Raw genomic sequence first — 16750 nt, forward strand, 5'->3', positions numbered from 1 at the left:
GCGCAAAGCAAAAGGCCGCTTGAAGCGGCCTTTCTGTCAGGATGGCGGCATCACGTGCGTGGGCGCACCGAGCCAATACGCCGGCTCACGCCGACTCGAATGCGTCGTGATAGCGGACCTCGCCCGACGGCCGCGGCGCGGTTGCATCGAACGACAGCGCAAGAAAATGCCCGGGCAGCGCGTGCGCAAACACGAGACCATCGAACGGCTCGAAACCGAAGCGCGCGTAGTACGCGGGATCGCCGAGCACCACACAGCCGCGCGCACCGAGCCTGCGCAACGCGTCGAGCCCCGTGCGCACGAGCCCCGCGCCGATGCTCTGCCGCCAGCAATCGGGCCGCACCGCGAGCGGCGCGAGCCCGTACCACTGCTGACTGGCGGCCGGCGCACCGCCGATCGACACCGGCGAGAACGCGACGTGGCCGATCACGCGCTCGTCGCGCTCCGCGACGAGCGACACGCTGAGCGCACCACCCGCGCGCAGCGCGTCGACGATCCGCCGCTCGAACTGCCCGTGCTGCGGCTCGTCCGCGAACGCCGCCACGATCACGCGGCCGATCGCATCGACGTCGCTCGCGCGTTCGTCGCGCAGCGTGACGATCTCGACCGGCGCGTGCGGATCGAACATCAGCCGATCCAGCGGCGTGCGTTGCGGAACACGCGCAGCCACGGGCTCGCTTCGCCCCAGCCTTCCGGATGCCAGCTCATCGTGACCGTGCGGTGCACGCGCTCCATGTGCGGCATCAGCACCGAGAAGCGGCCGTCGGCCGTCGTGACCGACGTGATGCCGGCCGGCGAGCCGTTCGGGTTGAACGGATAGCGCTCGGTCGCTTCGCCGCGGTGGTCGACGTAGCGCATCGCGACCGCGACGCGATCGATATCGCCCTGCTGCGAGAAGTCCGCATAGCCTTCGCCGTGCGCGACCGCCACCGGAATCCGCGAGCCTTCCATCCCCGCGAAGAAGATCGACGGCGACTTCTCGACTTCGACGAACGAGAAGCGCGCCTCGAACTGCTCGGACTTGTTGCGCGTGAACTTCGGCCATGCTTGCGCGCCCGGGATCATCGACGCGAGGCTCGACAGCATCTGGCAACCGTTGCAGATGCCGAGCGCGAACGTGTCGGGGCGGGCGAAGAACGCCGAGAACATGTCGGCGAGGTTCGCGTTGAAGCGGATCGTCTTCGCCCAGCCTTCGCCTGCGCCCAGCACGTCGCCGTACGAGAAACCGCCGCATGCCACCGCGCCCGCGAAATCGGCGAGCGTCGCGCGGCCCGCGAGCAGGTCGCTCATGTGCACGTCGTGTGCGTCGAAGCCCGCGCGGTCGAACGCGTACGCCGTTTCGAGATGCGAGTTCACGCCCTGCTCGCGCAGGATCGCGACGCGCGGACGTGCGCCCGTCGCGATGAACGGCGCGGCGATGTCGTCGGCCGGATCGAACGTCAGCACCGGCGAGATGCCCGGGTCGGCCGCGTCGAGCAGCGCATCGTATTCCGCATCCGCGCAGGCGGGGTTGTCGCGCAGGCGCGCGATGCGCCAGCTCACTTCGCCCCATGCACGGTGGAGTTCGGCGCGCGGCGCGTCGAAGACCTTCTTCGCGTCGCGATACACCTCGATCACGTCGCGATCGTTGACCGTGCCGATCACGTGCGAGCACGCCGACAGGCCGAACTCGCGCAGTGCGCCGAGCACCGCATCGCGATCGGCCGCGCGCACCTGCACGACGGCGCCGAGCTCTTCGGAGAACAGCGCGCGCAGCGTGCGATCCTCGCGACGGCCGCTCGTCTGCTTCGCCCAGTCCTTCGCATCGCCGTAGTCGGATTCGTGATTCGGGTCGAGCGTCAGCATGTCGACGTTCAGCGACACGCCCGCGTGGCCCGCGAACGCCATTTCGCACACCGTCGCCCACAGGCCGCCGTCCGAGCGGTCGTGGTAAGCGAGCAGCTTGTCTTGCGTATTGAGCGACTGGATCGCGTTGAAGAAGCGCTTCAGGTCTTCCGGATCGTCGACGTCCGGCGTCGCGTCGCCAACCTGCTGCGTGACCTGCGCGAAGATGCTGCCGCCCATCCGGTTCTTGCCGCGGCCGAGATCGATCGCGATCAGCACGCTGTCGCCCGCGTCGGCGATGCGGCGCAGTTGCGGCGTCAGGTGCCGGCGCACGTCCTCGACCGGCGCGAATGCGGAGATGATCAGCGACACCGGCGACACCACTTCCTTCGCGACGCCCTGCTCGTCCCACTTGGTCTTCATCGACAGCGAGTCCTTGCCGACCGGGATGCCGATCCCGAGCGCCGGGCACAGCTCCATGCCGATCGCCTTGACGGTGTCGAACAGCGCGGCGTCCTCGCCGGCCGTGCCGCAGGCGGCCATCCAGTTCGCCGACAGCTTCAGCTTGTCGAGCGACGCGATGGGCGCGCTCGCGATGTTCGTGATCGCTTCGCCGACGGCCATGCGGCCCGATGCCGGCGCGTCGATCACGGCGAGCGGCGTGCGCTCGGCCATCGTCATCGCTTCGCCCTTGAAACCGGCGTAGTCGAGCGCGGTCACCGCGCAGTCGGCCACCGGCACCTGCCACGGGCCGACCATCTGGTCGCGCACCGACGTGCCGCCGACCGAACGGTCGCCGATCGTGATCAGGAACGACTTGCTGCCGACCGTCGGGTGCTTCAGCACGTCGACCGCGACTTCCGACAGCGCGATGCCCGTCACGTCGACCGGTGCACGCTCGGTGGCGACGCGCGCAACGTCGCGATGCATGCGCGGCGGCTTGCCGAGCAGCACTTCCATCGGCATGTCGACCGGGAATTCGTCGGCGCCCTTCGCTTCGTCGTCGACGAGCTGCAGCTGACGTTCGTCGGTCGCGACGCCGACCACCGCGAACGGGCAGCGCTCGCGTGCGCAGATCGCTTCGAAGCGCGGCAGGTCGGCCGGCGCGATCGCCAGCACATAGCGCTCCTGCGCTTCGTTCGACCAGATTTCGCGCGGCGACAGGCCCGACTCCTCGAGCGCGACCTTGCGCAGCTCGAAGCGCGCGCCCTTGCCCGCGCCGTCGACGATCTCGGGGAATGCGTTCGACAGGCCGCCCGCGCCGACGTCGTGGATGCTCAGGATCGGGTTTTCCGCGCCGAGCTGCCAGCAGCCGTTGATCACTTCCTGTGCGCGACGCTCGATTTCCGGGTTGCCGCGCTGCACCGAGTCGAAGTCGAGCTCGGCCGTGTTCGCGCCGGTCGCCATCGAGCTCGCCGCGCCGCCGCCCATGCCGATCCGCATGCCGGGGCCGCCGATCTGGATCAGCAGCGAGCCTGCCGGCACGTCGTGCTTGTGCGTGTGTTGATCCGCGATGTTGCCGAGACCGCCCGCGATCATGATCGGCTTGTGATAGCCATGCACCTTCCCGCCGACGTTCTGCTCGTACACGCGGAAGTAGCCGCCGAGGTTCGGGCGGCCGAATTCGTTGTTGAACGCGGCGCCGCCGAGCGGGCCGTCGATCATGATCTGCAGCGGCGATGCGATGCGGTCCGGGCGGCCGTACGGGCCGTGCGCGTCGTTCGGGTTGCGCTCGCCGACCGGCTGCGCGGCGTCGCGCGCGTTTTCCCACGACTGGCGTGCGTCCGGCAGATCGAGGTTCGACACGGTGAAGCCCGTGAGGCCGGCCTTCGGACGCGCGCCGCGGCCCGTCGCGCCTTCGTCGCGGATCTCGCCGCCCGCGCCGGTCGCCGCACCCGGGAACGGCGAGATCGCCGTCGGGTGGTTGTGCGTCTCGACCTTCATCAGCGTGTGCGTGAGCTCGGTGTGGCGGCCGTAGCGCTCGCCCGGCTCGCCGGCCGCGCCCGCGTTGCGCGGGAACCAGCGCTCGGCTTCGGCGCCGACCATGATCGACGAGTTGTCCGAATACGCGACGATCGTGCCTTGCGGGCTCAGCTTCTCGGTGTTGCGGATCATCGCGAACAGCGACATGTCCTGCGCTTCGCCGTCGATCGTCCACTGCGCGTTGAAGATCTTGTGGCGGCAGTGCTCGCTGTTCGCCTGCGCGAACATCATCAGTTCGACGTCGGTCGGGTTGCGTTCGAGCTTGCGGAACGCGTCGACCAGGTAATCGATCTCGTCGTCGGCGAGCGCGAGGCCCAGCTCGACGTTCGCGCGCTCGAGCGCGCCGCGGCCGACGCCCAGCACGTCGACGGTCGCGAGCGGCTTGGCCGGCAGTTCGTCGAACAGGTGCTTCGCATCGTCGCGCGCGGCGACCACGCTTTCGGTCATCCGGTCATGCAGTGCGGCGGCCACGGCCGCACGCGCGTCGTCGGACAGCGCCTTCTTGCCGCCGAGCAGGCCCGACTTCAACGTGACCGTGAACTCGACGCCGCGCTCGATGCGGCGCACCTGCGTGAGGCCGCAGTGCTGCGCGATGTCGGTCGCCTTGCTCGCCCACGGCGAAACCGTGCCGAAGCGCGGCAGCACGACGAAGGTCTCGGCCGTCCCCTTCTCGGTCGCCGGCTCGAACGGCGCGCCGTAGTGCATCAACGCGTCGATGCGGGCGCTGTCGTCCGCCGACAGCGGCTCGGCCGCATTGACGAAGTGCAGGAACTGGCCGCGCACCGCGACGATGTTGGCGTCGATTTGCTTGAGCGTGTCGAGCAGACGGGTTTGACGGAAATCGGAGAGGGCCGAAGCGCCGGGAAAACACGAGAAGTGAGCCATGGGCTGGACTGACGTCGATGAGTCGCGCGAGGTGGCGACGTGGGGCGAAAGGTAGGGTAGCCCCACCCTCCTTACGGAGAGGGGGCCCCCTAAGAACCGTACGTGCGAGTTTCCCCGCATACGGCTCAAGCCTACAAGAGCAAAGTCTGGCCTACGGCCAGACCGGCTTAGTTACTGCAATTTTACCGGCGTGCACTTGGCTGTGACAGTCCGGATGCAGCAGAACCCGGTTGGAGAGTGAGTCCGACCCGCCATACCTCTGGTACTCCAGATGGTGGTCGTGCCAGCCTGATTCTTCAGTCAGGGCGCAGCCACAATGCGCACAACAGCCGCCTTGTGACAGATACAGCGAGGCCAATTGCTTGCGGTAACGCATCGAATACAACATGCGTTCCTGCCGCAGTTCTTCGCCGTACTGCTCCATCGCAGGGTCAAAGGGATTGAAGTCCCCTTTCACCTTCTTGTGCCTTCTGATTTCCGTACCGCTGAGTTGGTACAAGGTCAGAAGACCCTTACTGCCATCGTCCCGCACTACGGGCGCGGCAAACACCCAATTTCGGTTTCCGACCGTGTGAAAATATTTCTTCTTCACCCAGTCCTTGCCCTTGTTCGGATGCCGCCGTTTCGACCACCGCCGGAGCCTCGCAACTACCAGATGCTCCATGCGGGTGTACGCCTGCTTGGCAACTACGGGTCTGTGATACTGAGCCCATCCCCGTAGCATCGGGTTCAACAGAACGATCAAACGCTCCTGCGTCACCGCCTTATTGCCGCTGATCGTTTCCGCCACCTTGCGATAGAACGCTTGAAAGTTCTTTTTGCTTGGCTTGATGAGTAGCTTTCCCGAGTACTTCCGGAAATTCCACCCAAGGAAATCGAAGCCATCGTTGATGTGAACGATCCGCGTTTTCTCCTCCGACAGTTGCAGCCCTCGTTTTGCGAGAAATGCCTCCATCCAAGGTCGGACCTCGCTCTCCAACACCTCGACTGAGATGCCGGTTACTACGAAGTCATCCGCGTACCGCACCACCCTCACCTTCAGCTTCTTGGCTTTCACGATCCCAAACTTCGCATCAAGATGCGCAGCAAGTTGCCGTTCCAGCCCATTCAGCGTCACATTGGCCAACGTCGGGGAAATGATGCCTCCCTGTGGCGTACCGGCCTCAGTCACCTGAAACTGACCTTCGTGAATCAGGCCAGCCTTCAACCACTTCCGGAGGATCTCCTTGTCCATCGGGACATGGTCGACCAACCAGTCGTGGTTGATGTGGTCGAAGCAGCCCTTGATGTCCGCCTCTAGGACCCATTGGACCGAAGCCTTCTGGGAAAGCGAGACGAACAACTGGGCCATGGCATCGGCCGTCGAGCGATTTTTCCTGAACCCATATGAGTTCGGGTCGCTCGTCGATTCCGACACCGGCTCCAAAGCCAGCAAATACAGGGCTTGCATCGCCCTGTCCCGCATGGTCGGTATGCCCAGAGGGCGTAACTTCCCATTGGCCTTGGGGATAAAGACTCTCCGTAAGGGCAGAGGCTTATATCCGCGCCGCTTCAACGTACCGATGGCTTCCCATCGGCTCTCAGGCGACTTCCATAGTTCGCGATCGACTCCAGCCGTTCGCGCACCCTGGTTTTGCGTAACACGTCGTACCGCATACAACTTCGCGGACAACGTGCGGGTCAGCAGCCGTTGAAGGGCTTTCACCCTGCGCCAGTCACCTTCCCGCGTCGCCTTCGCAATTCGAATCTGCATCCCTCTCACGTTCCGTTCCACGCGGCGCCAATCAACGGCTTGCCAGCGGTCCGGCGCATGGGAAAGCGCAGACCCACCCTTACGGGCAGATACTCTCATGCTGCTCTCCTGCTCAAAGAAGTGAATCCCTGCGCGGAGAGCAACACGCCCCTTGCGGGAGCGTTTTGCTCCCACAAGGGATAAGAACAACACTGATGGCTAAGAAGCCACCAGCGATCACCATTTCAGCTTGAGGGTTAGTCAGCCATCTTGCGACGGTAGACCAGACGGAAGTCTGCCCGCTTTCGCGTGAGGTAATGTCCCAACCTCTATCCGCGCCATTACAGCGCGGCATTCGCTTTTTCCGTCCTCCCATACCCGCACGGTCTACAGCGTTCCTTGCGGTTCGCCTGCCGAGCGTACTGCCTCGGCAACCATACGGGCTTACCACGTTCCCGGCGTGTCACACGACTGGTTTAGGTCCTGCCTCTCCCCCGGCGGTCCGATGACGACGTAACCCGAACCTTCAACGGGTTATCCGACCGCGTACCATTTTGGTCAGTGCCTATCATCAGCTTTTGGCACCACAATTATTACGAGGTTTATCAGCAGTTCACATACGTTGACCCTGCCAGTCAGCCTAGCTCCTCGATCCCTTGCTGCTAGGGATCTCCAAGTAGTGGTCTCACGATCACTACCTGCCCGAAACATCCGGAGGCTTCGTTGTCGGGAGAGCTTCACACCCCACCGTTACCAGTGACGCATGTCTCCCTAGGCTACTGCTGGTCGTACAACAGGTTCCCTACCTCTCCAACCGCAAGAGAGATGGAACAATGACACACCGAGCTTTACGCTCGTCTCAAGCTTCGAAACCCCAAGCCGCGAGCGGCTCAGGGGATTGCAAACGACATCCCACCCTGTCGGCGGAGATGAAGCCGCTGACTGGGCGGAACCTGACGGTAATCAGGTCAATGCAATGCGACGTCCGGCGGAATGCAGCATGCCGGTCATCGCCAATGGCGATACCCGGCATACCCCCACCGGGTTCGCTTCGATACAAGAAAGTACAGCGCTTGTGGGCAGTTGCACTTGGGAACTCGCGCTCCTTCATGATGCACCGCGTTGTACTTTTCGCAGCCGGTCAAGGTCATACCGCACCTTCCAGACACTGCTAGTCGATGTCCCTTACGTTGGGACGACCCGGACACGAGCGTGCGTGTCGCACGAAGGCCGTAATTATACCCGGAAGTCGGTCGTCCCAGACCGGCCGATCGGCACCCGTCATGCACCGCCACGGTGCGCCGGCCTGTCCGGCGCGCGGGCCAGCGCCGGGCCGCCGCGCGCGGCCGCGGTAGCCGGCAGACGCACGATGGCGAAACCGGATAGGCTCGCGCGGCGCCGTTTCCCGCGATTTTGGCGCTATCATTCCCGGTTCACCGGGCCGGAGCCCGTCAGCGAATTCTCACCGGGCGGCGTGCGCGCTGCCCGTCATCGAATCAGTCCATGGATGTCATCGTCATCGGCGGCGGAATCAGCGGCGTCGCCACCGCCTACCAGCTCCGCGCGGCCGGCCATCGCGTGTGCGTGGTCGAACGCCACGCGACCGTCGCGCAGGGCGCGACCTACGGCGACGGCGGCACGCTGCTGCCGAGCCCGCTCGACGTCTGGTTCGGCCCGACCTTCATGCGCCAGCGCCAGCCGCGCGACAGCGGCATCGTCTACAAGCCGGGCTTCAACGGCGGCGTGCGCCGCTTCGTCAAGGAACTCGGCGCGCTGCGCGAGCCCGACGCATTCGCCGCGCAATACGCGCGGCTGCGCCCGCTGATCGACGCATCGCGCGAGAGCGTCGCCGACATCGAAACGCGCTTCCAGCTCGAATTCGAGCAGAAACCCGGCATCCTTCACGTCGTGCGCGACCCGCGCGACTGGGAGGCCCTGCAGCCGGCGCTCGACCTGCTGCGCACGCTCGACCAGCCGTACCGCGTGCTCACCGCCGACGAATGCGCGGCGCTCGAGCCGTCGGTGCCGGCCGAACCCGGCTTCGCCGGCGGCGTGCTGCTCGAGACCGAACGCACCGGCAACTGCCCGCTGTTCGCGAAACTGGTCAAGCAGACCCTCGACGAGCACGGCGTCCAGTTCCGCTTCGGCGCGGAGGTCGCCGCGATCCGCGTGGACACCGGCCGCGCCGCGGTCGAGCTCGCGCCGCCCGGCGGCCGGCACGCGGCCAACGCCCGCGAAGTCGACGTGATTTCGGCCGACGCGATCGTGGTCGCCGCCGGCGCCGGCAGCCCGGTGCTGCTCGAGCGGCTCGGCTGGCGGCTGCCGCTGCATCCGGTCCGCGCGCATACGCTGACCGCGCCCGTCACCTACGAGGAACACGCGCCGCACCTGAGCGTCGTCGATTCGATCAAGCGGATCTCGATCACGCGCACGCATCAGCGGTTGCGCGTCGGCGGCGGCGCCGTGCTGCAGAGCCTCGCCGACACCGCGAAGCCGCTGCCCGAGCCGTTGTCCGAGGCAGCGCTCGCGCTGCTCGGCCAGGCCGTGCACGACTGGGTGCCGGGCGCCGCAAAAATCTCCGCCGCGCTGTCGTGGCAAGGCATGCAATTGCTGTCGCCGGACGGCCTGCCGGTCGTCGGTCCGACCCCGCATCCGCGCGTCTTCGTCAATTTCGGCCACGGCCCGGCCGGTTGGGCGCTCGCGTGCGGGTCTGCTAAAGTGGTGACCGACTACCTCGGCGGCGACACGCAGCAGTGGCCTGCCGACACGCTCGCCGCGCTGAGCGCCGCGCGCTTCACGACCTGACCGCCGCGGGCCCGTCCCGGGCGGCATCCTCCCTGCCGTCACGATCCCGCGATGACCCTTGCCCGCCCGCTTCCCGACTCCACTCCGATCGCGCTGCTGCGCGTCGCCGACCTGCGTGCGGCCGAGGCCGCCGCGACCGCCGAACTGCCGCCCCACACGCTGATGGGCCGCGCCGGCGCCGCCGCCGCGCGCTGGCTGTCCGAACGGGTTGCCGGCGACGAGCGCCCCATCTGGTTCGCAGTCGGCCCGGGCAACAATGGCGGTGACGCACTGGTGGCCGCCGCGCAACTGCAGCAGCTCGGCGTCGCGACGCAGGCGTGGATGCCTGTACCGGTCAAGCCGGACGATGCGCAATGGGCGCTCGGCCTCGCACGCGCGGCCGGCGTGCCGCTGTCGAGCGAACCGCCCGCATCGCTCGACGATTACGCATGGGTCGTCGACGGCCTGTTCGGCATCGGCCTCGGCCGTGCGCTCGACGGCCCGTTCGCCGCGCAGGCCGCGCGCATCGCCGCGCATGCGCGAAGCGGCGGCCGCGTGCTCGCGCTGGACGTGCCGAGCGGGCTCGACAGCGACACGGGCCGCATCGTCGGCGCCGGCGTCGCGGTCGCCGCCACGCATACGCTCACCTTCATCGGCGCGAAGCCGGGCCTTTACACGGGCGACGGCCGCGACTTCGCCGGCGAGATCGAGATCGCATCGCTCGACGTCGCGCCCCCTGCCGTGCCGGCCGTCGTGCTGAATGCGCCTGCGCGGTTCGCCGCCGCGCTGCCCGCACGCGCGTTCGCATCGCACAAGGGCACGTTCGGCAGCCTCGCGGTGCTCGGCGGCGACACGGGGATGTGCGGCGCGCCGATCCTCGCCGCGCGTGCCGCGCTGTTCGCAGGCGCCGGCAAGGTGCATGTCGGCTTCCTCGGCACCGGCGCGCCGCCGTACGATCCGCCGTTTCCCGAACTGATGCTGCATCCGGCCGACGGCCTCGACCTCGATGCGATGTCCGCGATCGCGGCGGGCTGCGGCCTCGGCACCCGCGAGGCCGCGGCGACGCTCGTGCGCGACGCGCTCGCGCACGACGCGGCCACGCTGCTCGACGCCGACGCGCTGAACCTCGTCGCGACCCACGCCGACCTCGCGGCCGCCGTTGCCGCTCGCGGCGCGCGCGGCAACGCATGCGTGCTGACGCCGCATCCACTCGAAGCGGCCCGGCTGCTCGGCACCGACACCGCGTCCGTGCAGCACGACCGGCTGGCCGCGGCGCAGGCGCTCGCCGCGCGCTACGCCGGCATCGTCGTGCTGAAAGGCTCGGGCACGGTGATTGCGGCACCCGACGGCCGCGTCACGATCAACCCGACCGGCAACGCGGCGCTCGCCACCGGCGGCACCGGCGACGTGCTCGGCGGCCTGATCGGCGCGCTGCTCGCACAGCGCGTCGCACCGTACGAAGCCGCGCTCGCGGGCGTCTATCTGCACGGCCTCGCGGCCGACACGCTCACCGCGAACGGCACGGGGCCGGCCGGCCTCGCCGCGGGCGAGCTCGCACCAATGGTGCGCACGCTGATCAATCGCCTTTTTTACCCGTCGCCGCGCGCCGACATATAACGCCGCTATACTGAGTGCCCCGCCGCACGGCGGGCCCGCTCGTCCGCCGGCCTTCCGATCCCGATGCGCCGGCGCGGCATTCCTCCCGATTCACGCTTCACTCGAACCGCCATGACGCTGAATTCGCTCCCCGCCTGGACTGCCCTTCAATCCCACTTCGAACAGATCCGCCATGCGCGGCTGCGCGACTGGTTCGCGCCGGAAAACGACCACGCACCGACCCGCGCCGAACGCTTCACGATCCCGGGCGGCGGCCTCGCGGCCGATTTCTCGAAGAACCGCATCAACGACGACACGCTGCGCCTGCTCGTGCAACTGGCCCGCGAAGCGGGCATCGAAGCGCGCCGCTACGCCATGTTCGCCGGCGAGATCGTCAACCCGACCGAAGGTCGCGCCGCGCTGCACACGGCATTGCGCGCGACCGACCCGCAAGCGCCGTTCCATGCGCAGGTCAGCGCCGAGCGCGCGAAGATGGCGACCTTCGCACGCGCCGTGCGCAGCGGCGCGTGGACGGGCTACACGGGCAAACGCATCCGCCACGTGATCAATATCGGCATCGGCGGATCGGATCTCGGGCCGAAGATGGTCACGCACGCGCTGCACCACGTCGCGACGCCCGACATCTCGACGCACTTCGTGTCGAACGTCGACGGCGCCGATCTCGCGCGCGTGCTCGAACAGGTCGATCCGGAAGAAACGCTCGCGATCATCGTGTCGAAAACCTTCACGACGCTCGAGACGATGACGAACGCGCGCTCGCTGCGCGACTGGTTCGTCGCGCGCGGCTGCCCGGAAGATGCGCTCGCGAAGCACTTCGTCGGCGTGTCGGCCAACCCGGCCGAAGTCGTGAAGTTCGGCATCGCGGCCGACAACGTGTTCGAAATGTGGGACTGGGTCGGCGGCCGCTACTCGCTGTGGTCGGCGGTCGGCCTGTCGATCATGATCGCGATCGGACCGGAACAGTTCGACGAACTGCTCGCCGGCGCGAACGACATGGATCGTCATTTCCGCGAAGCGCCGCTCGAACGCAACCTGCCGGTGCTGCTCGGCCTGATCGGCATCTGGTATCGCAACTTCTTCGGCTCGCAGAGCTATCTCGTCGCGCCGTATTCGGAAGCGCTGCACTACCTGCCGTCGTACCTGCAGCAGCTCGAGATGGAAAGCAACGGCAAGTCCGCGCGTCTGGACGGCACGTTCATCGATTACCCGACATCGGCCGTCACGTGGGGCGAGCCGGGCACCAACGGCCAGCATGCGTTCTTCCAGATGCTGCACCAGGGCCCGACGATCGTGCCGATCGACTTCGTCGCGGTGCTGACGCCCGAGCATCCGCTCGCGAGCCATCATCCGAAGCTGCTCGCGAACTGCTTCGCGCAGAGCGAAGCGCTGATGCTCGGCCGCACGCTCGACGAAGCGCGCAAGGTCGCCGGCCCCGGCAAGGAAGCGCTCGCACCGCACCTCACGTTCCCCGGCAACCGCCCGACGACGACGCTGCTCGTCGACGCGCTGACGCCGCGCACGCTCGGCGCGCTGATCGCGCTGTACGAGCACAAGGTGCTGGTGCAAGCGACGGTGTGGGACATCAATCCGTTCGACCAGTGGGGCGTCGAGCTCGGCAAGATTCTCGGCAAGGTCGTCGAAGCCGACCTGTCGGCCGAGTCGGTCGACCCCGCGAAGCACGATTCCTCGACCACCGCGCTGATCGAGCGCGCACGTGCGGCGCTCAAGCGCTGACACGACGCGCGATGCGCATGCCGGCCGCACGGGGGTGAAACGCGCCTGCGCGGCCGGCGAAGCAATGCAATGCGGTGCTACGCCGCGTGCGGAGCGACGATGCGTCCGGCTTCGATCGTCACCGTCGTCTCGCAGCGCCGCGCGAGTTCGGTATCGTGCGTGACGAGCACGAGCGTTGCGCCGTGCGTGCGATTCAACTCGAACATCAGGTCGATGACCGCGTGCCCCGTCGCTGCGTCCAGGCTGCCGGTCGGCTCATCCGCGAACAGGATCGCCGGTCGCGTGACGAACGCGCGTGCGAGCGCGACACGCTGCTGCTCGCCCCCCGACAGCAGCTTCGGATAATGCGCGGTGCGTTCGGCGAGGCCGACCTGCACGAGCAGCGCGCGCGCACGCTCGGCCGCCTCGCGCGCACTGATGCCGCCCTGCAGTTCGAGCGGCAGCATCACGTTCTCGAGCGCGGTCAGGTGCGGCATCAACTGGAACGACTGGAACACGAAGCCGACCGCGCCATTGCGCAGCGCGGCACGCTCGTCCTCGTCGAGCGGGTCGAGTGTGCGGCCGAGCAGGCGAACCGTGCCGCTCGTCGCGCTGTCCAACCCCGCGAGCAGGCCGAGCAGCGTCGATTTGCCCGACCCCGACGCACCGACGATCGCGAGGCTGCTGCCGGGCCGCACCGCGAGCGTGATGCCGTCGAGGATCGTCAGTTCGCCCGTCGCGTCGGCGACTCGCTTGCACACGTCATGGACTTCGATGATCGGATCGGTAATCTTGAACATGGACACGACATTTCGCTGGAAAAGACGTGCGGCGCTCGCCGCACTACTGGGTACCCTGTTCGCCGCAACCGTGCCCGCGCTGGCGGCGACGGCTGCCGCGCCATCATCGGGCCAGCCCGTGCTCGTCGTGCTCGGCGACAGCCTGTCGGCCGAATACGGGCTGCCGCGCGACACGGGCTGGGTTGCGCTGCTGCGACAACGTCTCGCGACCGGGCGAGTCGATTATAGCGTTGCGAACGCAAGCGTCAGCGGCGACACCACGAGCGGCGGCCGCGCGCGACTGCCCGCGGTGCTGCAACGGCTCAAGCCGTCGATCGTCGTCGTCGAGCTCGGTTCGAACGATGCGCTGCGCGGCGTGCCGCTCGCGACGACCGAGCAGAACCTGCGCGACATCATCGCCGATGCGCGGCGCGCGCATGCGAAGGTCGTGCTGGTCGGCATGTACGTACCGGCCAACTACGGCCCCGACTACACGCAGAAATTCCACGCGGTCTATACGCGGCTGTCGAAGGAACTCGACGTGCCGCTCGTGCCGTTCCTGCTCGCCGGCATCGAGAACAAGCCGGAGATGTTCCAGTCGGATCAGATGCATCCGACCCAGCAGGCGCAAGGCATTCTGCTCGACAACGTCTGGCCGGCGCTGAAGCCGCTGCTCGGCAAGCCGCGCGGCTGACACTACCGCCGTGCCGGAAAACACAAAGCCCCGCTTCGAGCGGGGCTTTGTGTCGTTACGTGCGAAACAGTGAACGAGAGAGCGATGCTCAGTTGTTCTCGTCCTGCGCACGGGGCGTCGTACCGTACAGCTTCACCTTCGAGCGGTCACGCAGCGCGGCAAGATACGCTTCACCCTCGCTCTGCGCTTCGACCTGCGCCATCTGCTGCTGCGCGGCCGCGAGCTGCTGCGGATCGACCGCCGAACCCGGGATCACCGCGTTCACGCGATAGATCGCGTAGCCGTCCGCACCGAGATCGACGCCGATGTAGGCCGGCAGCGTCTTCGCATCGACCTTGTAGACGGCGCTCAATGCCGCCGGCGTCAGGCCCTGCGATTGCGTGCGCGACACCTTCTGCGCGGCGCCGAACCCGTCGGTCGACTTCGACTTCTGCAGTTCGGCCAGCTTCGCCGCACCGTCCTTCTTCGCGAGTTCCGCGGCCTGCTCGGCGATCACCTTCTGGCGCACGGCGTCCTTGATCGCGTCGAGCGCGGGCACGGCTGCCGGCTTGTAGTTCGTGACGTGCGCGGAAATCAGCGTGTTGTTGCCGACGTCGATCGCCTGCGTGTTGTTCTGGTTCTTCACCGAGTCGCTCGCGAACACGGCCGTCAGGAACTTCGGATTGTTCAGCGGGCTCGTCGGCGGCAGTTGCGGATTCGGCGTCGGCGTGACGGTGGCCGTCTGGATCGTCAGCTTGTACTTGTCCGCAGCCGGCTGCAGCGACTTCGCCTTTTCATACACGGTCGACGTGAAACCTTCCGCGTTGTCCGAGAACGCCTTCGACGCATACTGCTGCTTCAGGTCCGCGGCGATCTGGTCCTTCACGTCCGCGAACGGCTTGACCACCGACGGCTTCACTTCGGTCGCCTTCAGGATGTGGAAACCGAGATCCGACTGCACGACACCGCTGATCTCGCCCTGCTTCAGCGAAAACGCCGCATCGTCGAAGGCCTTGCCGCCCGCCGTCGAACCGCGCGTGATGAAGCCGAGGTCGCCGCCCTTCGCGGCCGACGGCGCGTCCTGCGAGCTCTTCTGTGCGATCTGCGCAAACTGGTCGGGATGCGCCTTCACGTCGGCCAGCAGTTGCTCGGCCTTCGCCTTCGCGGCCGCCTTGTCGGCAGCGCTTGCGTCGCTCGCCGCGGCGATGAAGATGTGGCTCACGCGCGCCTGCGCTTCCGTGCGGAAGTGCGTCGGGTTGTCGTCATAGAACTTCTTGATGTCCGCATCGGTCGGCTGCGCGCTCGCGGCGGCTGCGGCCGGCGAATAGACGAGGTACTGGATCGTCGCGGTTTCCGGCGTCGCGAAGCTCTGCTTATGCGCGTCGTAGTACGCGGCGAGCTGCGCGTCGGTCGGCTGCACCTTCGCTGCGTAATCGCTCGTCTTCAACACGAGCGCCTGCACTTCGCGCTGCTGCGCTGCCAGTTCGGACAGACGCTGGGCGAGGCTCTTCGGCGTGAACGCGCTCGACACGATGCTTGCCGGAATCTGCTGCAGCGCGAGGCTGTAGCGCACGCGCTCCTGATACTGCTCGGGCGTCATGCCCTGGAACGACAGCAGCTGTGCATAGCGTTCGACGTCGATCGAGCCGTCCGGCTTCTTCAGCGACGCGATCATCGGGTCGCTCATCAATGCGTCGCGCACTGCGTTGTCGGAAGCGGTAAGGTGCAGGCGCTGCGTCTCATCGGCCAGCACACGTTGCTGGATCAGGCCGTCGAGCACTTGCTTGCGATGATCGGGCGTATCGAACGCCTTGATGTCGAACTGCCCGCCGAGCGCCTGGCGCGCCTGGTCGATCTGCTGACGGAACGCGCCGTCGAATTCGACTCGCGTGATCTTGTGCCCGTTGACCGCCGCGACGTTCGCACTGTCGTCGAAGAAACCGCGGAAACCTTGGATCCCGACGAAACCCAGCCCCGGCAACACGATCAGGAGCAGGAGCGCCATCATCAGGCGCTGGTGATTACGGAAGAAATCGAGCATGCGTGACGGGAAAATTGGACAAAACGTCCGATATTACAACATACAGGGTGGGACGGGAGAAAAGCAGACGGCTTCGTCGACTCGACGAAGCGCGCACAAGCGGGCGTGATCGACGATGCAAATGAAAAAGCCCGCACAAGGCGGGCTTTTTCATTTTCTGGCGGAGCGGACGGGACTCGCCTACATCCTGCAGGCCGCGGTTGCGCGTGCACGCGCAACCCTTCGAGTCCCGCCGGAAGCCGCGCAGGCGGCTTCCTCCACTCCGCAGTCACGCGCCCGCCAACGGGCGCAACCGACGATACAAATGAAAAAGCCCGCACAAGGCGGGCTTCTTCATTTTCTGGCGGAGCGGACGGGACTCGAACCCGCGACCCCCGGCGTGACAGGCCGGTATTCTAACCGACTGAACTACCGCTCCTTGGTCTGGCTGAATCGTGAAACTGGTGGGTGCTGAGGGGTTCGAACCCCCGACCTACGCCTTGTAAGGGCGCCGCTCTACCAGCTGAGCTAAGCACCCGTTTCCGATTCGTTCTGGCTGCGATCTGCGTTTCGGCATCAACAACCAGCGAGCCTGCGAGTGTAATTCATTCCAGATCATTTTGCCAAGCCCGGATGCGATTTTTTTAAAAACCCGCTCGCACACCACCATTCCCGCTGGCATAAAAAAACCCGCGGACACGCCGCGGGTTTCGTGAACAACCGTCAGGGACGGCGTTCGT

The 16750-nt window shown here is 66.7% G+C and carries 9 protein-coding genes and 2 tRNA genes; 4 read left to right on the top strand and 7 right to left on the bottom strand.

Annotated features, from left to right (window positions below):
- Positions 1-85: 85 nt before the first annotated feature.
- The 3 genes from DCN14_RS24405 to ltrA form a co-directional block, all read right to left on the bottom strand.
- Positions 86-628 carry an N-acetyltransferase gene (locus DCN14_RS24405; protein WP_096503131.1) on the bottom strand — a complete coding sequence of 181 codons (543 nt, stop codon included), beginning with the start codon at positions 626-628 and terminating at the stop codon, positions 86-88.
- Positions 628-4692, bottom strand: coding sequence for a phosphoribosylformylglycinamidine synthase (gene purL / locus DCN14_RS24410; RefSeq protein ID WP_096503133.1), 4065 nt, complete (start codon positions 4690-4692; stop codon positions 628-630). Before purL ends, DCN14_RS24405 begins: the two co-directional genes overlap by 1 nt.
- Before the next feature lie 151 nt (positions 4693-4843).
- The gene (gene ltrA, locus DCN14_RS24415) at positions 4844-6544 is read right to left on the bottom strand and encodes a group II intron reverse transcriptase/maturase (protein ID WP_057925334.1); all 1701 of its coding nucleotides are present in this window, start codon (positions 6542-6544) and stop codon (positions 4844-4846) included.
- Between the two features lie 1383 nt (positions 6545-7927).
- Between ltrA and DCN14_RS24425 the strand changes: the two genes are divergently transcribed.
- The 3 genes from DCN14_RS24425 (at position 7928) to pgi (ending at position 12559) form a co-directional block, all read left to right on the top strand.
- A complete protein-coding gene (locus DCN14_RS24425) occupies positions 7928-9229 on the top strand; it encodes an FAD-dependent oxidoreductase (RefSeq protein ID WP_096503135.1) in 1302 nt (433 codons plus the stop codon).
- Positions 9230-9280: 51 nt separating this feature from the next.
- Entirely contained in the window at positions 9281-10825 is a 1545-nt protein-coding gene (locus DCN14_RS24430; RefSeq protein ID WP_096503137.1) for an NAD(P)H-hydrate dehydratase, read from the top strand.
- 111 nt (positions 10826-10936) lie between these two features.
- Positions 10937-12559 carry a glucose-6-phosphate isomerase gene (pgi, locus tag DCN14_RS24435; protein ID WP_096503139.1) on the top strand — a complete coding sequence of 541 codons (1623 nt, stop codon included), beginning with the start codon at positions 10937-10939 and terminating at the stop codon, positions 12557-12559.
- A 77-nt stretch (positions 12560-12636) separates the two neighbouring features.
- Here the strand turns inward: pgi and DCN14_RS24440 are convergent, their stop codons facing one another.
- The gene (locus DCN14_RS24440; RefSeq protein ID WP_096503141.1) at positions 12637-13338 is read right to left on the bottom strand and encodes an ABC transporter ATP-binding protein; all 702 of its coding nucleotides are present in this window, start codon (positions 13336-13338) and stop codon (positions 12637-12639) included.
- Between DCN14_RS24440 and DCN14_RS24445 the strand changes: the two genes are divergently transcribed.
- On the top strand, positions 13337-14011 hold the full coding sequence (locus DCN14_RS24445; RefSeq protein ID WP_096503143.1) for an arylesterase: 675 nt from the start codon (positions 13337-13339) through the stop codon (positions 14009-14011). The genes DCN14_RS24440 and DCN14_RS24445 overlap by 2 nt on opposite strands.
- 88 nt (positions 14012-14099) lie before the next feature.
- On the opposite strand, the gene DCN14_RS24450 is transcribed toward DCN14_RS24445, so the two are convergent.
- The 3 genes from DCN14_RS24450 to DCN14_RS24465 all read right to left on the bottom strand — a co-directional run bounded on the left by DCN14_RS24450 (position 14100) and on the right by DCN14_RS24465 (position 16548).
- Entirely contained in the window at positions 14100-16031 is a 1932-nt protein-coding gene (locus tag DCN14_RS24450; RefSeq protein ID WP_096503145.1) for a SurA N-terminal domain-containing protein, read from the bottom strand.
- A 341-nt stretch (positions 16032-16372) separates the two neighbouring features.
- Positions 16373-16449: transfer RNA gene (locus DCN14_RS24460), tRNA-Asp, on the bottom strand.
- Between the two features lie 23 nt (positions 16450-16472).
- Positions 16473-16548, bottom strand: a tRNA-Val gene (locus DCN14_RS24465).
- Positions 16549-16750: the final 202 nt, after the last annotated feature.

The organism is Burkholderia sp. IDO3 (assembly GCF_003366075.1).
GTDB classification, from domain to species: Bacteria; Pseudomonadota; Gammaproteobacteria; order Burkholderiales; family Burkholderiaceae; genus Burkholderia; species Burkholderia anthina.

Excerpts from the sequence above, each read along its gene's own strand:
- DCN14_RS24405 (WP_096503131.1), bottom strand. The coding sequence starts at position 628 with ATGTTCGATCCGCACGCGCCGGTCGAGATCGTCACGCTGCGCGACGAA.
- purL (WP_096503133.1), bottom strand. The coding sequence starts at position 4,692 with ATGGCTCACTTCTCGTGTTTTCCCGGCGCTTCGGCCCTCTCCGATTTC.
- ltrA (WP_057925334.1), bottom strand. The coding sequence starts at position 6,544 with ATGAGAGTATCTGCCCGTAAGGGTGGGTCTGCGCTTTCCCATGCGCCG.
- DCN14_RS24425 (WP_096503135.1), top strand. The coding sequence starts at position 7,928 with ATGGATGTCATCGTCATCGGCGGCGGAATCAGCGGCGTCGCCACCGCC.
- DCN14_RS24430 (WP_096503137.1), top strand. The coding sequence starts at position 9,281 with ATGACCCTTGCCCGCCCGCTTCCCGACTCCACTCCGATCGCGCTGCTG.
- pgi (WP_096503139.1), top strand. The coding sequence starts at position 10,937 with ATGACGCTGAATTCGCTCCCCGCCTGGACTGCCCTTCAATCCCACTTC.
- DCN14_RS24445 (WP_096503143.1), top strand. The coding sequence starts at position 13,337 with ATGGACACGACATTTCGCTGGAAAAGACGTGCGGCGCTCGCCGCACTA.
- DCN14_RS24440 (WP_096503141.1), bottom strand. The coding sequence starts at position 13,338 with ATGTTCAAGATTACCGATCCGATCATCGAAGTCCATGACGTGTGCAAG.
- DCN14_RS24450 (WP_096503145.1), bottom strand. The coding sequence starts at position 16,031 with ATGCTCGATTTCTTCCGTAATCACCAGCGCCTGATGATGGCGCTCCTG.